Origin of the sequence: Aeromonas sp. MaB10011B, assembly GCF_017939325.1 — a bacterium.
Lineage (GTDB): Bacteria > Pseudomonadota > Gammaproteobacteria > Enterobacterales > Aeromonadaceae > Aeromonas > Aeromonas caviae.
The window spans coordinates 1-21,601 of sequence record NZ_JAGKRK010000021.1 but is presented as its reverse complement, the minus strand read 5'-3'; the positions used below and the strand labels follow the sequence as shown (position 1 = coordinate 21,601).

The window sequence follows — 21,601 nt, the reverse complement described above, 5'->3', positions numbered from 1 at the left end:
GCGAGACGGGGGGCACAGGCCCCCGCGCTCATGACGACAGAAAGTCAGTTGAAGCAGTGCTCGGGGCCGGGGAAGGTCCCCTCGCTCACCTGCTGCACGTAGAGACGAATGGCGGCACGCATGTCACCGGTCTCGGCCAGGAAGTTCTTGGTGAACTTGGGCACATAACCCGAGGTGATGCCGAAGGCATCGTGCATCACCAGGATCTGGCCGTCGGTGGCAGGGCCGGCACCGATGCCGATCACCGGAATGCGCAGCGCCTTGGTGATGCGCTCTGCCAGAGAGACGGGCACGCACTCGAGCACCAGCAACTGGATGCCGGCCGCCTGCAGCTCCAGCGCCTGGCGGTAGATCTCCTGGGCGTGGAACTCGTCGCGCCCCTGCACCTTGAAGCCGCCAAACACGTGGACGGATTGCGGGGTCAGGCCGAGATGGCCGCACACCGGCACCCCGTTGCGGGTCAGGTGGCGGATGGAGTCGCACAGCCAGTCCCCCCCTTCCATCTTCACCATGCGGGCACCGGCCGCCATCAGGCGCGCCGCGTTCTGGTAGGTCTGCTCCGGGGTGGCGTAGCTCATGAACGGCATGTCGGTCACCACCAGGGCATTGGTGGTGCCGCGCACCACGCAGCGGGTGTGATAGACCATCTCGTCCATGCTGACCGCCAGGGTGTCGTCTCCGCCCTGCAATACCATGCCGAGGGAGTCGCCGATGAGCAGCACCTGGGCGCCCTCGTCGTCGAACAGCTTGGCGAAGGTGGCGTCATAGGCGGTGATGGCGGTGATTTTCTGTCCGTCCTGCTTCATCTTCTGCAGGTGGGTAATGGTGATCTTGCTCATTACGTTGTTCCTACTCTTCTCTACTCGCCTGCTGCACCGGCCAGGATCGCGAGTCCATTGCGCGGGCAGCGGGCAACCAGTTCGGTGAGCGGGGTGCCGCAGGGCAGCACCAGGGAGGGGGCTATCTCGGCAAGGGGCAGCAGGACGAACTCCCGCTCCTTCATGCCATAGTGAGGCACAGTCAGGCGCTCATGTCGGATGACCTCGTCACCGTACAGCAGCAGATCGAGATCCAGGGTCCGGGGGCCCCAGCGCTCATCTTTGCGCACTCGCCCCTGTGCCTGCTCGATGCGCTGCAGCTCGTCCAGTAGCGCCAGAGGGCTGAGGCGAGTGGCAAGGCGCGCCACGGCATTGATGTAGTCCGGCTGATCCGCAGGGCCCATGGGGCGGCTGCCGTAAAGGTGGGAGGTCTGCAGCAGCTCGGACTCAGGCAGGGTCGCCAGCGCGGCGATGGCGCGACGAGCCTGGCCGAGGGGGTCGGCCAGGTTGGAGCCGATGGCGACGAAGACCTCGATCATCGGCGGATCCTTACTCTGCCGACTTCGGCTTGCGGCGGCGGGGGCGACGGCGGTTGCGGCCATTGCCGCTGCGCTTCTCGCCATCGTTGCTGCGGGCCTCACCGGCCTGACCGCGCTCACCGCTTGCCGGGCGGCGGGTCGCCTCCCGTTGCAGTTGCGGGCGCACATCCGGGTTGGAGGCCACATAGCGCTCCCACCAGCTCGCCAGCTCGCCGAGGCCGCGCTCGACCCGGTTGCGCAGCAACAGGAAGTCGAAGGCCGCACGGAATTTCGGGTGCTCCATGGCGCGCTCGGGGTGCTTGCCCTGGCGGCGGGTCAGGCGCTGCTGCAGGGCCCAGATGTCGCGCACGTCCGTGGTGAAGCGGCGCGGCACGGCGATGATCCTCACCTGGTTGTCGAGCACCTCGTTGATGGCCAGCATGAAGGCATCGTACCAGGGCAGACCGCTCTCGTTTTCCAGCACGCGGCCGCGGGCCTCGACGGCGCCCCACAGCAGGGTGGCGTAGAGGAAGGCGGGAGTGACGCGCTTCTCTTCACGGACCCGGGTATCGGTGTCCATCAGCGCCTGCTCGATGAACTGCTCGTAGGGCGAGTTGCCGTGGGGCGTGAACAGGGCGGCTACCTGGGGGAACAGCGGCTGGAACAGCCCGTATTCCCGCAGCAGCTTGTAGGTGGCCAGACCGTCCCCCGCCAGGAACAACTTGAGGGTCTCCTCGAACAGGCGGGCGGCCGGGATGTCCTGCAGCAGCGGGGCCAGCTCCCGGATGGGCGCGGCGGTGCGCGGGCTGATGGTCATGTCGAGCTTGGCGGCGAAGCGCACGGCACGCAGCATCCGCACCGGATCTTCCCGGTAGCGGGTCTCGGGGTCGCCGATGAGCTCCAGTCTACGCGCGGCCAGGTCTTCCAGCCCACCCTCGAAATCGTGCAGGGTGAAATCCTTGGCGCTGTAGTAGAGAGCGTTGACGGTAAAGTCGCGACGCTCGGCATCCTCTTCGATGGTGCCGTAGACGTTGTCCCGCAGCAGCATGCCTTCATTGGACTGGGCCGACACATGCTTGCTGGTATTGACCTGATGGTGGTGACCCCGGAAGGTGGCCACTTCGATCACGTCACGACCAAAGACGATGTGGGCCAGGCGGAAACGGCGGCCGATGAGGCGGCAGTTGCTGAACAGCGCCTTGATCTGCTCCGGCGTCGCGTCGGTGGCGATGTCGAAATCCTTGGGGGTCTTCCCGAGCAGCAGGTCACGGACGCCGCCGCCGACCAGGTAGGCCTCATAGCCCCCCTTGTTCAGGCGATAGAGCACCTTGAGGGCATTCTCGCTGATCTCTTTGCGCGAAATCGGGTGCTGGTCACGGCTCAAGGTACGGCGCTGTCCGGCGACACGGGCCGGAATGGGGGACTCCACCGACTGCTCGCCGTCTTCCTTGCCGAGCACTTTGCGGCAAAAGTTTGCGATCTGGGAAAAAATGGTACACCTCGTTATGACTTCAAATTGACGGGAGGCCAAAAAATAGCGGCCTATCATAGCTCAGCCCCAACCAAATGAGAAACGGTGTGGCCTGCTTCCCCTTGATTGGTCCTTTTGGGGCAAGAAATGCAGCCGGGGCTAGCTTTGCCCTTGCGGGATCTTCTGTTGGCGGGGTACCCGGGCCAGCTGCCAGTGGGCGATGCCCCAGCCGATGATCTCGTCGATCCGGCACGCCATCAGCTCGGGCGGCGGGCACTGACCGAGAAAATGCAGTGTCTGCCACAGGGCCGGTCGTACCTCGTCCTGCGACAGCGCCGGCGCATGGTTCTGCTTGGAGAGCTTGTTGCCATCCGCTTGCACCGCCAGTGGCAGGTGCACCCAATCGGGGACGGCAGCCCCCAGGGTCTGGTAGAGGGCTATCTGGCGCACGGTGGGCTCCAGCAGATCGGCGCCACGGACGATCTCGGTGATGCCGCTGTCCATGTCATCCACCACCACCGCCAGGTTGTAGGCGTAGAGCCCGTCCCGGCGGCGCACGATGAAGTCCTCCTCCGCCAGCGCCGCGGGGACGGTGATCTCTCCCTGAAGCGCATCCTCGAACCGATAGACCGGCTGGTGCTGGCGCAAACGGGCGGCACACCCCTCGGCGGTCAGCCCCAGGGGGCGGCAATGACCGTTGTAGAACCCCCCTGCGGCCATGATTTCGCGTCGGGTACAGCGGCACCAGTAGAGATCCCCGGCCCGATAGAGCTGATCGATGATCTCGTCATAGCGGCCATGGCGCGCGCTCTGGAACATCACCTCCCCATCCCAGCCAAGACCGTGTGCCTCCAGGGTGGTGAGGATAAGGTCAGCCGCTCCCGGCATCTCCCGCGGGGGGTCGATGTTTTCGATGCGCACCAGCCAGCGTCCCTGCTGCGCCCTGGCCTGCAAGAAGCTGCCAAGGGCGGCGACCAGGGAGCCGAAGTGGAGCGGACCGGACGGTGAGGGGGCGAAGCGGCCCACATAGGGGCGTCGGGAGGGGGGGGATGTCATGACCATGGCAATTCGGGTAGGCGATGCATTGAGGCTGCATTCTGGGACGGCCCGACCAAAAGCTCAATAAAAAAGGGAGCCTGGGCTCCCTTTTCGTTCCTGTGGATGGGCGGCATCAGCCAGCCATCTGTTTTTCCTTGATCTCGGCCAGCGTCTTGCAGTCCACGCAGAGGTCTGCGGTCGGACGGGCTTCCAGACGGCGGATGCCGATCTCGATGCCGCAATGCTCGCAGTAACCGAAGTCATCTTCTTCGAGCAGCAGCAAGGTTTTCTCGATCTTCTTGATCAGCTTGCGTTCACGGTCGCGGGTGCGCAGTTCGAGAGCAAACTCTTCTTCTTGCGCGGCGCGATCCACGGGATCCGGGAAGTTGGCAGCCTCATCCTTCATGTGGTCGACGGTGCGGTCAACTTCCTGCATCAGTTGGTTGCGCCAGGCTCCCAGGATCTTGCGAAAATGTACCTTCTGTTGGTCATTCATGTACTCCTCACCGGCTTTCATCTGGTAAGGCTCTACACCCGCAATGGCCAGGGGGCCCAGAGATTTCCTGTTTTCGCCTGTTGGCATGCCCTGTCTCCTAATTCAGCACGCTACCCGTGCCATCCATAAATTGAGGGCGACATCTATAGCAGAAGGGTCAACGGGAGGCAAACAAGCCTTATCAATAATGTTACCCACTTCTGCATTTATTCTCTGCCCTCGGGTAGCATATGGTCAGATTCAAATGGGATAAAATCCTGAGCCACCATGCCCTGCACACCAACATGGGGGCGATAGCATAAAATTTCAACCCCTGCCGCCATCGCCTGTTCAACAAGCTGACTATAGTGCGGATCGATATGGGCTGCAGGGCGCATTCTCGCGATGCCGGAGTGCAATACCATGAACAGCAGCACGGCCCGGTGCCCTGCCGCCTTCATGGCCATCAATTCACGCAAGTGCTTGGCGCCGCGGGTGGTGACCGCATCGGGGAAGTACCCCATGCCGTGTTGCTCCCGCTCGTCGAGCAGGGTGACGGATTTCACCTCGATGTAACAATCCGGCCTGTGGTCATCTTCCAGCAGCAGGTCGATGCGGCTGTTCTCTTCCCCGTATTTCACTTCGGTGCGCAGCCTGGCATAGCCTGCCAGGGGGGCGAGAGCGCCCTGTTCGATGAGCTCCCGGGCGATCTGGTTGGCACGGGCCGTGTTGACGCAGATGAAGTGACCCGCCGGGCTCTCGGCGATTTCCCAACTGTTTGGCAGCTTGCGCTTGGGGTTGTCGGATGTGGAGTACCAGACCCGGGTGCCCGGCAGGGCGCAGCCGGTCATGGCACCGGTATTGGCGCAGTGGATGGTGATCACCTCGCCGTTGTCGAGCGCCACATCCGTCAGGAAGCGCTTGTAGCGGGAGATCAGCTGCCCGGACTGCAGGGGGGGATCGAAGATCATGGGGTGAGCTCCTCGCGGTGCGGTTTTTTGACGCGGGCCCGCAGGGGCCAGCAGGCGAGCGGTTCGTAGTGGACGCCGTCCAGCGTGCTGACGGATTGATAGAGGCAGAAGCGATCGGCCCTGAGCAGAAAATCCGGCGCAGGCAGCTCGCCGGGGGCCTCGCCCGCCTTGCGCGACAGGGTGACGTGGGGGCGATAGCCCTGCTCGCCGTTGCCCAGCCCGAGTTTTTCACCGTGGCGGCGCAGCGCCCTCGCGAGCACGGTCAGCTCGTTCGGCCACTCACCGGGCCCCACCCAGGCGGCTTTGGCGCGCTGAAACCAGCCGGTTTGATCCAGATGGACGCTGAAAGGGGGACAGTGCTGTCGCTCGGCGGCCGCGATCAGGCGAGCCTGGGTCGTTTCGTCGGCCTCCCCGAGAAAGGCCAGGGTCAGGTGCAGGTTGCTCTCGGGCACCGGCTGGCCGGGCCAGGGGCGCTGGTCTCGCCAGGTCGCAAGCTCGGGGGCAAGCTCTGGCAGGGGCAGGGCAAAGAAGAGTTTGGGCATGCGGCGTGTTGGTCCTCGTGATGGGCATCGGATAAGGCCATTCTATGGCAGCCGCTCCCGGGATGTCTTGCCGTGTTGCACCTGACGCTTCCTGCCCCTGCCCGGCAGGGGCGCTTACGATGGCCGGGAGGCTGTGGCAGAATGGACCCCTTTTCAGAAGTGTCACAGAAGGTGCCCATCGCTTTGTCTTCCCTCCCCATCGTCCCGGTGTTGCCTGAACTCTTTGCAGCCCTCGACAACCATACCAGCGTGATCCTGCAGGCGCCCCCCGGCGCGGGCAAATCGACCCTGCTGCCCCTGGAGCTGGTGCGCCAGCACCGGCTGCCCGGGCGCATTATCATGCTGGAGCCCAGGCGCCTCGCGGCGCGCAACATCGCGAGCTTCCTCGCGCGTCAGCTGGGGGAGAAGGTGGGCGAGCGCATCGGCCTGCGAGTGCGCGGGGAGAGCCGCACCAGCAGCCAGACCCGGCTCGAGATCGTGACCGAGGGGGTGCTGACCCGGATGCTGCAGCAGGATCCTGAGCTCACCGGCGTGTCGCTCGTCATCTTTGACGAGTTCCACGAGCGCAGCCTGCACGCCGATACCGCGCTGGCCTTCGCCATCGAGAGCCAACAGGGGTTGCGCGATGATCTCAAGCTGCTGGTGATGTCCGCCACCCTGGATGGCATGGCCCTGGAGCGCCTGCTGCCAGGCGCCCCCGTGGTGCGCTCCGAGGGGCGCGGCTTTCCCATCGAGTACCACTATCGCCCCGCCAATCGCCAGCAGTGGTTGGAGGCCCAGGTCGGCGCTGTGGTGCTGGAGGCGCTCGCCAGTCAGGCTGGCAGTGCCCTGGTGTTCCTGCCGGGACAGGGGGAGATAGAGCGGCTGGCACAGTGGCTGGAAGGGCGGTTGCCAGGGGGTGTGACCCTGGCTCCCCTCTATGGCCGTCTTGACCTCGCGGCCCAGCAAGCGGCCATCGAGCCTGCGCCTGCGGGTCGTCGCAAGCTGGTGCTCACCACCAACGTGGCGGAGACCTCCCTCACCATCGAGGGGATCTCCGTGGTCATCGACAGCGGATTGGAGCGGCGCGCCGCCTTCGATATCAAGAGCGGCGTTACCCGGCTGGAGACCCGGCCCATCGCCAAAGCCTCCGCCACCCAGCGGGCGGGGCGGGCAGGGCGGCTTGGCCCCGGCGTCTGCTACCGGCTCTGGAGCTGCGAGGTGCAGGAGCGCCTCGCCGAGCAGAGTCCCCCCGACATCCTGACGCAAGAGCTCACCGGCCTGCTGATGGACGCCGCCCAGTGGGGGGCCCGGGTGGAGGCGCTGCCCCTGCTGGACATGCCACCCCCTGCCGCCGTGGCCAGCGCCCGGCGGTTGCTGGTGGCCCTGGGCGCCATGGCCCCGGAGGGTGAGCAACAACTTACCCCGGCAGGCCGTGCCATGGCGGCCTTCGGCACCCATCCCCGCCTCGCCCGCATGTTGCTGCGGGCCCGGGAGCTGGAATCCGAGGGTCTGACAGGGATTGTCGCCGATGCGGCTTTCCTGGTGGCGCTGCTGGAAGAAGATCTGCGAGGATCGGAGCGCCTGTCCGTGCAGTTCCACCGCCGTCAGGGCGCCCTGCGCCAGGGGGCGGCCCGCTGGTTCGAGCGGCTCGGCGTGCGGGCAAGCAGCCCGCAGGGTCAATGGCTGGGGTTGCTGTGCGCCCTCGCCTGGCCCGATCGCATCGGCAAGCTGCGCAGTGGCAGCCGCTATCAGCTCAGTGGCGGGGTGAGCTGCGATCTGGTAGAAGGGCATCCCTGCCAGGGGCAGGGGGCCATCGTGGCCGTCGAAATGGGTCAGAACGAGCGCGGCAGCCGCATCTTCATCGCCGAGCCGGTGGCGCTGGATGAGTTGGTGCGCCAGCTGCCCGAGCTGGTCGGCGAGCGCCAGTGGTTCGACTGGGACGATCGGGAGGAACGGGTGCGTGCGGAGCGCCAGCAGGTGCTCGGCGAGCTGGTGCTCGGCCAGCGGCCGCTGACGGATCTCTCCGATGAACAGAAGGGGCGCTGCCTGCTGCAGGGCATCCGGCGCAAGGGGCTGCACGTGCTGCCCTGGGACGAGAGCAGCGAGGGGCTGCTGGCCCGCTTGCGCTGCGCCCGCGACTGGCTGCCCGACGAAGCCTGGCCCGCCATGGATGAGGAGAGCCTGCTGGCCGACCTCGAGCAGTGGCTGCTGCCGGCGGTGAGCGGCATGACCCGGCTGGAGCAGTTGAAGCGGCTCGACATGAGCGACATCCTGCGCCAGTCTCTGCCCTGGCCCCTGCCAAGGCGGCTGGACGAGGCGCTGCCGAGCCACTTCACCGCACCGACCGGCAGCCGGGTGCGGATCCGCTACCAGCCGGGTCAGGCGCCAGCGATCCCGGTGCGCATCCAGGAGATGTTCGGGCTGGGCGCCACCCCATGCGTGGCCGATGGCCGGGTGCCCCTGGTGGTGGAGCTGCTCTCCCCGGCCCAGCGCCCCTTGCAGATCACCGCGGATCTCGCCGCCTTCTGGGCGGGATCCTATGAGCAGGTGAAAAAAGAGATGAAGGGGCGCTACCCCCGTCACTACTGGCCGGACAACCCGCTGGAGGCGATGCCGACCCGGGTGACCAAGAAGAAGATGGGATTGCAGGAGTAGCCGACGGGGCAGTGATCGGTCGGCACGACCAGAACAAGATGGCGGTGGCACAGCCCCCTCCACAACAGGCATCGCAGGCCGCTCGCATCAGCGGGATGGCGAGGAGAACGACAAGAGGATTTATGGCAACCCAACGACGCAAGCGCACGCCCAAGAAGGCGGCGCCCAAACGCACCATCTGGCGCACCCTGTTCTGGCTGGGCTTCAAGCTCTCTCTGGTGGTGGCGGCCTTCATGGTGGTGTTTGGCATCTATCTCGACACCAAGGTGCGCGAGCGCTTCGACGGGGAGAAGTGGCAGTTGCCTGTGATGGTCTACAGCCGCCCGTTGGAGCTCTATCCCAGCCAGCGGCTCTCCCAGACCCAGATGCTGCGCGAGCTCAACATGCTGAGCTACAAGCAGGTGCGTCAGCCTCATACCCCGGGTGAGTACGCGGTGAGCGGCAACCGCATCGAGCTGGTGCGCCGGCCGTTCGAGTTCCACGACGGTGCCGACGGCGCCCGTGGCCTGCGCCTCACCTTCAACGGGGCGCGCCTCGAGGGGATCCAGTCCCTGGAGAACCAGCGCCAGCTCGGCTATGCCCAGATGGACCCGGTGCTGCTCGATCGCCTCAACACCGAGGATCGGGAAGACCGCCTGCTGGTGCGCCTCTCCGAGGTGCCGGACAGCCTGCTGGTGACGTTGCTCACCACGGAAGACAGGGACTTCTACCAGCACGGCGGTGTCTCGCCGGTGGCCATCATGCGCGCCATGGCAGCCAACCTGCTGGCGGGGCGCACCGTGCAGGGGGGCAGTACGCTCACCCAGCAGCTCGCCAAGAACTTCTTCCTGACCCGTGAGCGCAGCCTGTGGCGCAAACTGCAGGAAGCCTACATGGCGGTGCTCATCGACTACCGCTACAGCAAGGACGAGATCCTGGAGGCCTACCTCAACGAGGTCTATCTGGGGCAGAACTTCTCCCAGGGGGTCTACGGTTTCGGGCTCGCCTCTTACTTCTACTTCGGCATTCCGGTCAACGAGCTGGACATCGATCAGGTGGCCCTGCTGGTGGGCATGGTGAAGGGCCCCTCCTATTACGATCCCTGGCGATTCCCGGACCGGGCCAAGGCGCGCCGGGATCTGGTGCTGAAACTGCTGGCGGATCACGGCAGCCTGACCCAGGCCGAGTATGACCTGGCCAGCAAGCAGCCCCTTGGCATCATCGCCCGCGGCCAGATGAGCTATGGCCGTACCCCGGCCTTCATGGGGCTGCTCAAGCGGGAGATCCAGAACCGCTTCGGCCCGGATCTGCTCAAGCAGTCCGGCCTCAAGATCTTCACCAGTCTGGATCCCATCGCCCAGCACGCCGCCGAGCAGGCGGTGGAGTCGGGTCTGGCCACCATCGAGAAGCAGCGTGGCAAGAAGAAGCTGGAGGCGGCCATGGTGGTCTCCGACTGGCACAAGGGCGAGGTGGTCGCCATGGTGGGGGGACGGGATCCCCGCTACGCCGGCTTCAACCGGGCGCTGGATGCCCGCCGTCAGATTGGCTCCCTGGTCAAACCGGCGGTCTACCTGACCGGCCTCTCCAACGGCCTGACCCTGGGCACGCCGCTTAAAGATCAGCCGATCCGGATTCGCGGCCAGGATGGCCAGATCTGGACGCCGCAGAATTACGACCGCAAGTTCCGCCAGAGCGTGCCCCTGATGGAGGCGCTCGCCAGCTCCCTCAACGTGCCGACCGTCAACCTCGGGATGCAGATAGGCCTGGACAAGGTGGTGGATACCCTGCACAAGCTGGGGGTGCAGCAGGAGATCCAGCCCTATCCGTCCCTGGTGCTGGGGGCGGTGGCGCTCTCGCCCATGGAGGTGAACCAGATGTACCTGCCCATTGCCAACCAGGGGTTGACCCAGCCCCTGTCGGCCATCCGGGCCGTGGTGAATGGCGAGGGGCGCCAGCTCTACCAGCATGACGAAGCGGCCAAGCGAGTGACGGATCCCCAGGCAAGCTGGCTGACCCTGTTCGCCATGACCAAGACGGTGAGCCAGGGGACGGCCCGGGCGCTCGGTGCCAAGTTCCCCGGGGCCACCATGGCCGCCAAGACCGGTACCACCAACGAGCTGCGTGACTCCTGGTTTGCCGGGATGGACAACAACGAGCTGGTGAGCGTCTGGGTCGGCCGTGACGACAACACCCCGGCCGGGTTGACCGGTGCCAGTGGCGCCTTGCAGCTGTTCAGCGGCTACATGAGCCAGCGAGGGGTCAACAGCCTGGGGCTGAAGATGCCCGAAGGGGTGAGCTGGGCCAACTTCTCCCGCTCGAGCGGTGCCCGGGTGGCCAGCGATTGTCCCGGCAGTCTCCAGGTGCCGGCCAAGCTGGCCGGTCTGGCCGAGCCCATGAGCTGTGCCAGCCCGGTTTCGGACCCGGCGAATGCCCTGGACAACTGGTTCAACGGTTTCTTCAACTGACGAAGACGGGCAGCGCAGGCTGCCCGTTTTGCAAGGATTGCCATGACCCATCCCCTGTTTGAGGCCATCCATCACGTGGCCATCATCGCCAGCGACTATCCGCGCTCGCGCCACTTCTATCACCAGGTGCTGGGGTTGCCCATCATTGCCGAGACCCTGCGGGCCGAGCGTCAGTCGTGGAAGCTGGATCTGGCGCTGCCGGACGGCAGCCAGCTGGAGCTGTTCAGCTTCCCGGCGCCGCCGCCGCGCCCCTCCCGGCCGGAGGCGTGCGGGTTGCGCCACCTGGCGTTTCGGGTGGCGGATCTCGACCGGGTCATCGCCCACCTGGAGCAGCACGGGGTGGAAGTGGAGCCGGTGCGGGTGGACGAGCTGACCGGCAAGCGCTTTACCTTCTTCGCCGACCCCGACGGCCTGCCGCTGGAGCTCTACGAAGCGCAGCCATAGGGATGTGCCGCTCAGGCCTCAGTCCCCCAAACAGAAGAAGCCGCCAGGCAAACCGGGCGGCTTCTTTCTTTGCGTCAACTGGGGGTCAGGCGGTGGTGAGCAGGGCCACGGCGACGGCCATCACCAGGATGCCGACCCAGCCGACGGGCTTGAGCCGCTCGCCGAACAGCAGCAGTCCGCCGAGGGCGGTACCCAGGATCCCTATGGCGCCCCAGGTGGCATAGGCCACGGCCAGATCGATCCGGCCCGTGCTGACCGCCTCCGACAGCAGGGTGAAGGCGCACAGTACCAGCAGGATGCCGAGCAGGCCCCAGCCCTTGTGGCGAAAGCCGAGCGAGCGGTTGATCGCCATGTTGGCGCCGATATCCAGCAGGGCGGCGCCCAGCACTATCATCAGCGGGTGCATGGGACCTCCCTGGCCTCGTGGGCGCTGTGCATGGGGGCGACCGGCTCCTCGTGGCGCTCACCCATCGTCACCAGAACAATCCCCACTATGGCCAGCGCCAGTCCGATCAACTCCTGAGCATTCAGGCGGTAGTCGAGGAACAGTACGGAGACGACGGTGATCAGCGCGATCCCCAGCCCCTCCCAGAGCGCGAAGGCAATGCCAATGGAGATTGTTGTGGCGGCTTTGGCCAACAACAGGTAGGAGAGCGAGATGAGTGCCCACATGGGCAGGTAGTTGAGCCAGCCGGCCTGGTTCTCCGGGATCATGGCCATGGTGGAGGTACCGGCGACCTCGGTCAGGATGGCACCCGTCAGGAAGAGGCGGGCCAGAAGCATGGGATTGAATGACATAACATGTCCTCTTGTTGCTGCGACGGGGCCATGATAGCCGCAGCCCGTTCAGGCGGCAGAATCGCTGAGCGTCGACAACTCAGACGCTGACGGTTTGCCTTGGCAGCAGCGGGCGAGATAAGGTGAATGCCGGATACCTAGCTCACGACCCAAATCATGAAGCTCTACCAGATACAACTCTTTGTGGAATCAGCCAGCAGTGGCTCCATCGCCAATGCAGCCCGCCGCCTTGGCAAGAGTCGCAGCGCGGTCAGCACGGCGATCGCGGCGCTTGAGGTTGAGCTTGGCGTCGAACTTTTTGAACGAGGGGCCAACCAGAGCCGGCTGACCGAGATCGGCGAGCAGGTGCTGGACGACTGCAAACGGCTGCTGCAGGCCGCCAACAGCCTCAAGCTCAAGTGCGAGCACCATGCCTCCGGCGCCGAGGTGGCGCTGCGGGTGGCGCGGGATGACGCCATCCCCGAGGCGGTGTGGCGGGAGATGCTGGGCCAGCTGCGCCACCAGTTTCCCGGCACCAGCATCTCCCTGGTGCTGGCCTCGCCGCCTGAGCTGCCCGCCCTGGTGGAGGAGGGGTTCGTGGATGCCGCCTTCGGCCTCATCACCGAGGAGCAGGAGCGCAGCGGCCTCAGCATCGAAGTGCTCAACCCAATCCGCACCCTGATGGTGGTGGCCCCGAGCCACCCCCTGGCCAGCCTGAAGCGGGTATTGCAGCAGGACCTGACCGGCCATACCCAGGTCACCCTCTCCTATGTGGACGAATTCTCGGTCAAGAGCCTGCTGCCCATCGGCGGCCATCACATCGGGCTGTCGAGCTTCGAGCTGATGCGGGATGCGGTGCTCGACGGCCTCGGCTGGGCCGTGCTGCCGTCACCGCTGATCCAGAGCCAGCTGCGCCAGGGGGAACTGCTGACCCTGAAACACAAGTTCAGCCTGCAGTGGCGCGACTACGGGGTCTATCTGGCGGAAAATGCCCACCATGGCAAGGTGCTGGCCTGGCTCAAGAAGGCCATCGGGGCCTATCTCGAACCCTTCGAATGACCGCGTTCGGGGGCGCCGCCGGACATGGCGGCACCAGGGGGATCAGCGCAGGCTGCGCCGGGAGAGCGGCTGGCGCGGGCGAAAGGGCAGCGCCAGGAGGCTGAGCAGCAGATCCCCCAGCAGGGAGGCCATCAGGCCCACCGCCACGCCGCAGAGGATGGCGGCCTGATTGAGCGGCACCACATAGCCGTAGTTGTGCAGGGTGTCCTGCCAGAGCAGGGGATCGGCGCGCAGCAGCAGGTGGGAGAGTTGCCGATACCAGGCCTGGTCCCGGAAGGCGAGTTCCTGCTGCAGGTGCCGCTGCTGGCTCACCAGCTGTTGCAGGCTGGCGGCATCCTGGGTGAAGACGGGATCCTGGCTGGCGCCGTAGTGGGCGACCAGGGCCTGAAGATCGCCCTGGAAGTGCTGATCCGCGGTGCGCTGGAAGGGCGCCAGACTGAGGCTGGCCTGTTGCAGGCGCGCATCCAGCCGCTGGTAGTAGAGATCGACGATCCCGGGGATCTGCACGCCAGCCAGCAAGCCGAGGGCAAACAGCATCATGCGAAGGTAGCTGCGCATCATCATCATCCTGAGTGAACGGAGTGGCCATACTAGCCGCAAGCCGTGGGAGAGCCAAGACGGCGGTGCCCGTTCTGCCGGCCAGGGGGCAGAACGGGGCAGGGGCGGATTCAATGGAATTCGTTTTTGACACGAATGCTTACATTTCTGTGATTCACGTCATCTTTTGACTGACCTAGAATGCGCGCTTTTCCAAGGAAAAGTCGGCATGAGCAAGTTCATTCCTCTCTATCTGATCGGTGGCCTGATTGCCTTCAGCTGGGCTGCCCTGCCGGATCATGGCCCCTGGGATCACTGGGATCTCACCCTCTTCCAGCTGGTCAATGGCTGGCTCGGCCACTCCCCCCGCTGGGCCGATCTGGTGGCCATCACCAACAACCGCCTGTTCGATCTGGCCGCGCTGGCCTGCATGGGCGGGATCCTTGCCGGTTGCTTCTTCCGTGCCGACGGGCAGGAGCGCCGTCGTCTGGTGGCCATGGGGGTCGTGATGCTGCTGGGGGCTCTGGTGATCAATCAGCTCGGGCATCTGTTGCCGGTCAGCCGTCCCAGCCCCACCTTGATGGTGGACGGGGCTCTGCGCCTGACCGAGATCAGTGCGATTCCCACCAAGGACTCCGCCGGTGACAGCTTCCCCGGTGATCACGCCCTCTTCCTGATGATCTTCGCCGGTTTTGCCCTGCGCTATCTGCCGCGCTGGGCCGGGGTAGTTGCGGTGGTGATGGTGCCCCTGTTTTCGGCGCCCCGCATCCTGGCTGGTGCGCACTGGATAACGGACGTCTATGTGGGCGCTCTTTGCCTCTCCCTGATCTGCCTGCCGCTGCTGTTGCTCACTCCCGTGTCGGATCGCCTGATCGACCGCCTGGCTCCCCGGCTGCCACGCTGGATTGCCTGACGGAGAATGAAAAAAGAAGGCGGGTCACCCCGCCTTCTTTCGTTTACGCCTCACCGGTGCTGTGGTCGTCGCGAAATGACCAGGACTACGCCCGATGAGCCCGGGCTGTCGCCCTCCCAACCAGTATGGATAGCCCCATTCGGGTTCTGCCAGCCAAAATAGTCGCGGCCAAACGTTTGCACCCGTCGTCTCATGATCCTGGCCAGGATTTTTTCCCTCCGCTGCCTTAGAATCGCCGCCCGTTGTTGGAGGTCTCCCCATGCTTGTCACTTTTCTGCGTCTCTTGTTTATCGGTTGTGCCCTGGTCTTTCTCTTTATGCTGGTCCGTGCCTGGTGGCACAAACGGCGTCATGGCCAGCTCGAAGCCACCCCTTTCTGGCCGGTGGCGGCCATCGGTTTTGTGGCCAATTTTCTCGATACCCTGGGGGTGGGGAGCTTTGCGGTGAAGACCGCCTGCTACAAGCAGTTCAGGCTGATCGATGATCGGGTGCTGCCCGGTACCCTCAACGGCCAGTGCGTGCTGCCGACCGTGACCCAGGCTCTCATCTTCATCGGCGTGGTCAACGTGGATCCCGTCACCCTCATCAGCATGATGGCGGCTGCGGCGGCCGGTGCGGCCTGGGGCGCCCGTTACGTGGCTTCCTTTGATCGCCAGACCATCCGGCTGGTCATGGCGGTCTCCCTGCTGGTGGTCGCCGGTCTCATCTTTGCCGGTCTGCTCGGGCTCTTCCCCCTCGGTGGCGAGGCCATGGGGCTGAGCGGTTACAAGCTGGGGATCGCCCTTGCCGGCAACTTCCTGTTCGGAGCTCTGATGAACGTCGGTATCGGCCTGTTCGCCCCCTGCATGACCCTGGTCTATCTGCTCGGCATGAACCCGCTGGTGGCCTTCCCCATCATGATGGGATCCACCGCCGTGCTCAGCGTCTTCTCGGCGGGGACCTTCATTCGCAAGGGGGCTTTCGATGCGCGGGCCGTGCTGGCTGTGGCTATCTTCGGCCCCATCGGCGTGGTGCTGGCGGCCATGCTGGTCAAATCCATGGAGATGGAGATGCTCAAATGGCTGGTGGCTTTCATCGTCATCTATACCTCCTGGACCATGTACGCCTCCTGGCGTGCGGCGCAGCGACAGCCAGCGCCCGCGCTGGCAGAGGCGACGAGCTAGCTGGCGTCGGCGAGGCCCGCCTGCACGGGCACCCCGCGTTGGTATGTCATCCCGCTCGCCCGGTCCTGGCGCGTCTTCTGATGCCCCTGGCAGCCCCCTCCGAGTGGGCGGTCTGCTGGCTGGAGGCGACCAGTGCGGCTTCCGCCCTGGCACCGAGAAACACATAGAGCCCCAGCGCCAGCAGCAACCCCACGGCGCACCCCATCACCCCCACCGCAGGCCAGAGCAGTTCGCTCTGGCCGAGGGATCCCTTGAACAGCAGCAGCAACCCCTCGATGGAGACCGCGATCAGGATGGCGGCGATAAAGCGGGTAATGGTGCGCCGGATGGCGCTGTGGCGGAAGATGTCCTTATGCAGCAGTACTTCCTCTTCGAGGATGGTCTTGCCGAGATCGAACACCGCCAGCGCGAGCGTGAGGAAGATGATGGCGCTGAAGGCGCCCAGCCGGTTCTGCTGGGTGCCGCACAGGAGCAGATAGAGCTGTTCCAGCCCGTGCCAGATGAGGGTGCCGACGATGAGAAACAGGGCCAGACTCAGGACGACGTAGACGGCCCTGAACCAGGGAATGGCGCGCCGCCGCTCCCTGTCCCCCATCAGCCAGGCGATCAGCTGGTGCAGGTTGATCTCCAGCTCCCGGCCATGGCCCTGCACCAGCAGGCGCAGCTGCCCCTGGGCCGCCGGAACGGGCGCCAGTATGGCTGGCCTGATCTGGGGGGCCAGGCTCTTCACCTCCTCGACGAAGGCATAGGTCTTGAGAGACGCCTCGGGGAGGGTGAGCAGCCCCAGCAGCAGGGGGGCCAGCTCGGTTTCGTACTCCTGATAGCGCCGCAGCACATCGATGGGGCTCATCTCTGCCATATACACCTCGGTCCAATGGGCTCCTGAGCAGGGTTCTGCAAATTGTGGGCCCGATTTATGACAGCCCGTGTACGGCGCGGCGCACCAGCAGGTGGCAAGGCTCCGGTGAGGGACTTAAGGATGCACCACTATGGTGCCTTGTCGGGACGAGCAAACAAAAAAGGGCCCCATCGGGGCCCTCTGCACATCTTGCTGCTTGTCAGCCAGCCAGCTTGGCGAAGCTGCGCTCGGCGGCCGCCAGGGTGTGTTCAATCTCCTTGTCGCCGTGCGCCAGCGACAGGAAGCCCGCCTCGTAGGCGCTCGGTGCCAGATAGACACCCTCTTCCAGCATCAGATGGTAGAAGCGCTTGAAGCGTTCCATGTCGCAGCGAGTCACCTGCTCGTAGCGGGTGATCTCGGGCTCGTCGGTGAAGAAGAAGCCGAACATGCCGCCCACGTAGTTGATGGCAAGCGGGATGCCGTGCCTGGCGGCGGCCGCTTTCAGCCCTTCGGCGACACGGGCGGTCTTGGCGCTCAGCTGCTCATAGAGGCCCGGCTCCAGCAGCAGGTCCAGCATGGTGAGGCCGGCGGCCATGGCCACCGGGTTGCCGGAGAGGGTACCGGCCTGATAGACGGGGCCGGTCGGGGCGATGTGCTGCATCACCTTCTTCTTGCCGCCGAAGGCGCCCACCGGCATGCCGGCACCGATGATCTTGCCGAGGGTGGTGAGATCCGGGTCGATGTTGTAGTGACCCTGGGCACCGCGCAGGGAGACGCGAAAACCCGTCATCACCTCGTCCAGGATCAGCAGGGCGCCGAATTCGTCACAAATGGCCCGAAGCCCTTCCAGGAAGCCGGGCACCGGCGGGATGCAGTTCATGTTGCCAGCGACCGGCTCGACGATGATACAGGCGATCTCGTTGCCGTACTGGGTGAAGGCTTCGCGCACCGAGTCCAGATCGTTAAAGACACAGGTGAGGGTGTGCTTGGCAAAGTCGGCCGGTACACCCGGGCTGTTGGGCTGGCCCAGGGTCAGGGCGCCGGAGCCGGCCTTGACCAGCAGGGAGTCGGCGTGGCCGTGATAGCAGCCTTCAAACTTGACGATCTTGTCGCGACCGGTATAGCCGCGGGCCAGCCGGATGGCGCTCATGGTCGCCTCGGTGCCGGAGTTGACCATCCGCACCTGCTCCATGGAGGGGACGATCTGGCGCACCTTCTCGGCCATCAGCACTTCGATCTCGGTCGGGGCACCGTAGCTCAGTCCCTTCTCCACCGCCTTGATGACGGCGGCCTTGATGGCCGGGTGGTTGTGGCCCAGCAGCATGGGGCCCCAGGAACCGATGTAATCCACATAGGCCTGGCCGTCCACGTCATAGAGGTAGGCACCATCGGCGTGATCGATGAAGCGGGGTGTGCCGCCGACCCCGTTGAAGGCGCGGACTGGTGAGTTGACGCCACCGGGAATGGTCTGGCGGGCCTGTTCAAACAGCTGATCTGATTTTGACATGGATCATCCTTAATGGGATTTTGGTCGTTACCCGGGCACAGGCTGCCGATTGCGGCTCGGCAGGGGATGGCGGGAGGAGTATGCTTTGCGCTCTCGCCCCGGACTCTCGCCCGTGAAACATGAAACGGGCCGACTATAGCAGAAAGGCCCAGAGCTGGGCAGCCGAGGCCGAGGTGTGTCTGGTCCTCGTTAGATGAGCGTGATTATCCATGGAGCAACAAGCCATTCCTTCCGCCGACGCGGCCTCGCTGCGTCGTCCTCCAGTCTTGCAGCGCCTGATACGGCGGGACAAGATGCCGCTGCTGGTGCTCCTGTTGGCGGCCCTGGTCGGCCTGCTGGCAGGCCTGGTGTGCGGATTGTTCGAGTCTTGCGTTCACTGGCTGGCCCAGCAGCGTGTCGACTTGCTGGCCGATCGCCCCTGGTGGCAGCTTGGCCTGCTCGGCTTTGGTTTCAGCGCCCTGCTGGGGTTGGTTGGCTATTTCCTCACTCATGCCTTTGCCCCCGAGGCAGGGGGGTCCGGTATCCCGGAAATTGAAGGGGCCATGGACGACCTGCGCCCGGTACGCTGGTGGCGGGTGTTGCCGGTGAAGTTTTTTGGCGGGGTCTGTACCCTGAGTTCCGGCATGGTGCTGGGGCGGGAGGGGCCCTCGGTGCAGATAGGGGGCAACCTCGGCAAGATGGTGGCGGATATCTTCCGGTTGCCCAAGGAGCATGGCCACGCCCTGCTGGCTGCCGGTGCGGCGGGTGGTCTCGCTGCGGCCTTCAATGCCCCGCTGGCAGGGATACTGTTTGTCATGGAAGAGATGCGACCGCAATTTCGCTACTCCTTCCTCGCCATCAAGGCGGTCGGGATTTCGGCCGTCATGGCGACCCTGATGCTGCAGAACATGGAAGGGCAATCCCCCGTCATCATGCTGCCTCACTACGACGCTCCGGCCTTGAAGGCGCTCTGGCTGTTTCTCTTCATGGGGGGCTGCTTTGGTGTGCTGGGGTTCGTCTTCAACAAGCTGGTGCTCGCCTGTCAGGATGGTTACCTGGCATTGCATCAGAACAAGCGCCACCGCTTCGTCATCATCGGCATGGTGGTGGCTGGAACCTTTGGCATGCTGTCGCTGTTCGCCCCTTCGGTCACTGGAGGGGGAATCGAGCTCATCCCGCATCTGACGGGGGGAGACTATGCGATGGCGACGCTCTTCATCATCTTCTCGGTGCGACTGGTGGGTACCCTCATCTGCTTTTGCTCGGGGGCCCCTGGTGGTGTCTTTGCGCCGACCCTGGCGCTGGGCACCCTGTTCGGGGTGATCTTTGGTCACCTGTTCCACTCTGCATTTCCCGATCTCGGCATCGAACCTGGCGCCTTTGCCATCGCCGGCATGGGGGCGCTTTTCGCCGCCACCGTACGTGCCCCCATTACCGGCATCGTGCTGGTGACAGAGATGACAGACAACTATCAGCTAATCCTGCCCATGATGATCACCACCATAGGGGCAACCCTGGTGGCGCAATGGTTGGGGGGGCGCCCTATCTATTCCCAGATCCTGGAGCGAACTTTACGGCTTGCTGCGCGTCAAAACCGGGGTGAAAGCAGCATCGCGACCGGTTAACTCTTTGTTTATCCGTATCAATCCGGCATGGTCGCGTATAGTGAAAAGAAACCAGCTGTGTTGATGTCGGCATATAGAAGAGGCCTTATGTCCCAAATCGTGAAGTTATTGGTGGTGCTGGCCGTGGGGGCATGTACCGGCTATGTCGTCGGGAACAGACAGGAGCTGGCTCAGAGCAGCCTGATGACGGTGCAGCAAGAGACGTTGGAGCGTCAGAGCAAGGCCATTGCACAACTGAAGACGGATCTCGGCGTCAGGGAGACCTTGCTGGCGACCCAGAAGGCCGCCTTCGAGCAACTTCAGCAGACGCTCAAGGATCAGGAAGCCCAGGTACAGGAGCAGAAACGTCAGCTCGCCTTCTTCGAGCGCATCATGCGTCCCACCGGCGAACAGGTGGGGGTATCCATCGACAATCTGACATTGCAGGAGACGAGTGTGCCGGGTCGCTACCACTATCGTCTGGCGCTCACACAACCCGCCAAGAAGCGGGAGCTGTTTCGGGGGCAGGTGCAGATCCGGCTCGAAGGCAGTCTGGCTGACAAGCCCAGGATCCTCAGTGGCCGGGATCTTGGCATGAAGGTGGGGGAGGGACGCTACGCGTTGCGATATTTCCAGCTCTTGGAGGGCAATTGGCAGCTTCCCTCAGGCTTCATCCCGGACAGGGTGAGAATCCTCATCCCGAAGGAGGGTCGGCAACCGGCCCAGGAGCTGGTTGCTGAGTGGAACGAGGTGCTCAAGCCTCTGGTCGCTCAACCAACCCCCTTGCCGGCAGCACAGTAAGAGAGTGGTGAATACTTGAACTAAATGGTCGGGTATTGGATAATTTCGCGGTTTCCATGTTTGTGGATGTAACGGTTGTGAGGTCAGCAATGAGTGCAGTAGCAGAAGCCCCCTTGCCCATCCAGATGACGGATGCGGCAGCCAACAAGGTAAAGACCTTGATCACCGAAGAAGAGAATCCCGAACTCAAGTTGCGGGTCTACATCACTGGGGGGGGCTGCTCCGGTTTCCAGTACGGTTTCACGTTTGACGAGAAAATCAATGATGGCGATACCGTGGTCGAGAAGAGCGGCGTCACCATGGTGATCGATCCCATGAGCCTGCAATACCTGGTCGGCGGCAGCGTGGATTACACCGAAGGCCTGGAAGGTTCCCGTTTCACCGTGACCAACCCCAACGCCACGACGACCTGCGGTTGCGGTTCCAGTTTCTCCATCTGATCTACAAGCAGCGTGATATGAAGGGCCCCGAGGGGCCCTTTTCATTTTTGTATGCCTGGCGTGGCTGGCATGTAGATCTTGATGTGGCGAAAACGGGTACCGATTGGTAGCGATAGAGAAGGTGTGCAGGCTCATTTAGATGAATCGTTGACGGCTTTTTAGTCTGATTGGTTGTTGATTAAACACCTGAACGTCTTTTTCAAATAAACACGTAGTTTTCGCTTGTCAGCGAGAATCATATCCCTATAATGCGCCTCCATCAGCACGGCGCAGTGCGCGTCTGGTCCACCTTGCAAAACAAGCTGGTGAGGGTTATAGTTTCAGGCCCTGCTCTTTAACAATTTGAATCAAGCAATCTGTGTGGGCACTCACAGCATCGAGCATCAAAAAACAATTTTTGATTTTCAATGTCTGATGAAGTGACCAAAGCAACGAAAGTTGCAGCAGTTAATTCAGCAATTCATTGAGCCGCCTTAATTGGCAACCAAACTTAAATTGAAGAGTTTGATCATGGCTCAGATTGAACGCTGGCGGCAGGCCTAACACATGCAAGTCGAGCGGCAGCGGGAAAGTAGCTTGCTACTTTTGCCGGCGAGCGGCGGACGGGTGAGTAATGCCTGGGAAAT

Annotated in this window: 21 protein-coding genes and 1 rRNA gene; 10 read left to right on the top strand and 12 right to left on the bottom strand. The window is 64.0% G+C overall.

What is annotated here, in order from left to right:
- Positions 1–44: 44 nt before the first annotated feature.
- From panB to thpR, 7 genes are all read right to left on the bottom strand, one after another.
- Positions 45–839 carry a 3-methyl-2-oxobutanoate hydroxymethyltransferase gene (panB, locus tag J9893_RS08145; RefSeq protein WP_042864977.1) on the bottom strand — a complete coding sequence of 265 codons (795 nt, stop codon included), beginning with the start codon at positions 837–839 and terminating at the stop codon, positions 45–47.
- Between the two features lie 20 nt (positions 840–859).
- Positions 860–1,357 carry a 2-amino-4-hydroxy-6-hydroxymethyldihydropteridine diphosphokinase gene (folK, locus tag J9893_RS08140; RefSeq protein ID WP_045521936.1) on the bottom strand — a complete coding sequence of 166 codons (498 nt, stop codon included), beginning with the start codon at positions 1,355–1,357 and terminating at the stop codon, positions 860–862.
- A 10-nt stretch (positions 1,358–1,367) separates the two neighbouring features.
- Positions 1,368–2,867 carry a polynucleotide adenylyltransferase PcnB gene (pcnB, locus tag J9893_RS08135; RefSeq protein ID WP_210600822.1) on the bottom strand — a complete coding sequence of 500 codons (1,500 nt, stop codon included), beginning with the start codon at positions 2,865–2,867 and terminating at the stop codon, positions 1,368–1,370.
- Positions 2,868–2,966: 99 nt separating this feature from the next.
- Positions 2,967–3,869: a tRNA glutamyl-Q(34) synthetase GluQRS gene (gene gluQRS, locus J9893_RS08130; RefSeq protein ID WP_210600812.1), complete on the bottom strand. Its 903-nt coding sequence runs from the start codon at positions 3,867–3,869 to the stop codon at positions 2,967–2,969.
- Positions 3,870–3,978: 109 nt separating this feature from the next.
- Complete coding sequence (dksA, locus tag J9893_RS08125; protein ID WP_029314801.1) at positions 3,979–4,428, bottom strand: RNA polymerase-binding protein DksA; 450 nt, start codon at positions 4,426–4,428, stop codon at positions 3,979–3,981.
- Between the two features lie 119 nt (positions 4,429–4,547).
- The gene (gene sfsA / locus J9893_RS08120; RefSeq protein WP_210600813.1) at positions 4,548–5,291 is read right to left on the bottom strand and encodes a DNA/RNA nuclease SfsA; all 744 of its coding nucleotides are present in this window, start codon (positions 5,289–5,291) and stop codon (positions 4,548–4,550) included.
- Positions 5,288–5,833 (bottom strand): RNA 2',3'-cyclic phosphodiesterase, encoded by a 546-nt coding sequence (gene thpR, locus J9893_RS08115; protein WP_210600814.1) that lies wholly within the window; start codon positions 5,831–5,833, stop codon positions 5,288–5,290. Before thpR ends, sfsA begins: the two co-directional genes overlap by 4 nt.
- Before the next feature lie 183 nt (positions 5,834–6,016).
- Here thpR and hrpB point away from each other — a divergent pair, with 183 nt between their 5' ends.
- The 3 genes from hrpB to J9893_RS08100 all read left to right on the top strand — a co-directional run bounded on the left by hrpB (position 6,017) and on the right by J9893_RS08100 (position 11,358).
- Positions 6,017–8,470 (top strand): ATP-dependent helicase HrpB, encoded by a 2,454-nt coding sequence (hrpB, locus tag J9893_RS08110; RefSeq protein WP_210600823.1) that lies wholly within the window; start codon positions 6,017–6,019, stop codon positions 8,468–8,470.
- Positions 8,471–8,592: 122 nt separating this feature from the next.
- On the top strand, positions 8,593–10,914 hold the full coding sequence (gene mrcB, locus J9893_RS08105; RefSeq protein ID WP_010675566.1) for a penicillin-binding protein 1B: 2,322 nt from the start codon (positions 8,593–8,595) through the stop codon (positions 10,912–10,914).
- Between the two features lie 42 nt (positions 10,915–10,956).
- Complete coding sequence (locus J9893_RS08100) at positions 10,957–11,358, top strand: VOC family protein (RefSeq protein WP_210600815.1); 402 nt, start codon at positions 10,957–10,959, stop codon at positions 11,356–11,358.
- Between the two features lie 85 nt (positions 11,359–11,443).
- Here the strand turns inward: J9893_RS08100 and J9893_RS08095 are convergent, their stop codons facing one another.
- Both J9893_RS08095 and J9893_RS08090 read right to left on the bottom strand, forming a co-directional pair.
- On the bottom strand, positions 11,444–11,764 hold the full coding sequence (locus tag J9893_RS08095) for an SMR family transporter (RefSeq protein WP_042077791.1): 321 nt from the start codon (positions 11,762–11,764) through the stop codon (positions 11,444–11,446).
- Positions 11,752–12,156 (bottom strand): SMR family transporter, encoded by a 405-nt coding sequence (locus J9893_RS08090; protein WP_042077790.1) that lies wholly within the window; start codon positions 12,154–12,156, stop codon positions 11,752–11,754. Before J9893_RS08090 ends, J9893_RS08095 begins: the two co-directional genes overlap by 13 nt.
- A gap of 156 nt (positions 12,157–12,312) precedes the next feature.
- On the opposite strand from J9893_RS08090, the gene J9893_RS08085 reads away from it, so the two are divergent.
- On the top strand, positions 12,313–13,194 hold the full coding sequence (locus tag J9893_RS08085; protein WP_210600816.1) for a LysR family transcriptional regulator: 882 nt from the start codon (positions 12,313–12,315) through the stop codon (positions 13,192–13,194).
- A gap of 42 nt (positions 13,195–13,236) precedes the next feature.
- On the opposite strand, the gene J9893_RS08080 is transcribed toward J9893_RS08085, so the two are convergent.
- Positions 13,237–13,752 (bottom strand): DUF2937 family protein, encoded by a 516-nt coding sequence (locus J9893_RS08080; protein WP_042077825.1) that lies wholly within the window; start codon positions 13,750–13,752, stop codon positions 13,237–13,239.
- A gap of 208 nt (positions 13,753–13,960) precedes the next feature.
- Between J9893_RS08080 and J9893_RS08075 the strand changes: the two genes are divergently transcribed.
- Both J9893_RS08075 and J9893_RS08070 read left to right on the top strand, forming a co-directional pair.
- Positions 13,961–14,644 (top strand): phosphatase PAP2 family protein, encoded by a 684-nt coding sequence (locus J9893_RS08075; protein ID WP_210600817.1) that lies wholly within the window; start codon positions 13,961–13,963, stop codon positions 14,642–14,644.
- A gap of 259 nt (positions 14,645–14,903) precedes the next feature.
- Positions 14,904–15,806 (top strand): sulfite exporter TauE/SafE family protein, encoded by a 903-nt coding sequence (locus J9893_RS08070; protein WP_210600818.1) that lies wholly within the window; start codon positions 14,904–14,906, stop codon positions 15,804–15,806.
- A 46-nt stretch (positions 15,807–15,852) separates the two neighbouring features.
- Here J9893_RS08070 and J9893_RS08065 read toward each other — a convergent pair whose 3' ends face one another.
- Positions 15,853–16,665 (bottom strand): hypothetical protein, encoded by an 813-nt coding sequence (locus tag J9893_RS08065; RefSeq protein WP_042016292.1) that lies wholly within the window; start codon positions 16,663–16,665, stop codon positions 15,853–15,855.
- Between the two features lie 199 nt (positions 16,666–16,864).
- On the bottom strand, positions 16,865–18,151 hold the full coding sequence (gene hemL, locus J9893_RS08060) for a glutamate-1-semialdehyde 2,1-aminomutase (protein ID WP_210600819.1): 1,287 nt from the start codon (positions 18,149–18,151) through the stop codon (positions 16,865–16,867).
- Between the two features lie 209 nt (positions 18,152–18,360).
- On the opposite strand from hemL, the gene clcA reads away from it, so the two are divergent.
- From clcA to J9893_RS08040, 4 genes are all read left to right on the top strand, one after another.
- Positions 18,361–19,755 carry a H(+)/Cl(-) exchange transporter ClcA gene (gene clcA, locus J9893_RS08055; protein ID WP_210600820.1) on the top strand — a complete coding sequence of 465 codons (1,395 nt, stop codon included), beginning with the start codon at positions 18,361–18,363 and terminating at the stop codon, positions 19,753–19,755.
- A gap of 87 nt (positions 19,756–19,842) precedes the next feature.
- On the top strand, positions 19,843–20,535 hold the full coding sequence (locus J9893_RS08050; RefSeq protein ID WP_210600821.1) for a DUF6776 family protein: 693 nt from the start codon (positions 19,843–19,845) through the stop codon (positions 20,533–20,535).
- Between the two features lie 89 nt (positions 20,536–20,624).
- Positions 20,625–20,975, top strand: coding sequence for an iron-sulfur cluster insertion protein ErpA (gene erpA, locus J9893_RS08045; protein WP_010675554.1), 351 nt, complete (start codon positions 20,625–20,627; stop codon positions 20,973–20,975).
- Between the two features lie 492 nt (positions 20,976–21,467).
- Positions 21,468–21,601: ribosomal RNA gene (locus J9893_RS08040) — 16S ribosomal RNA — on the top strand; the annotation flags it as partial.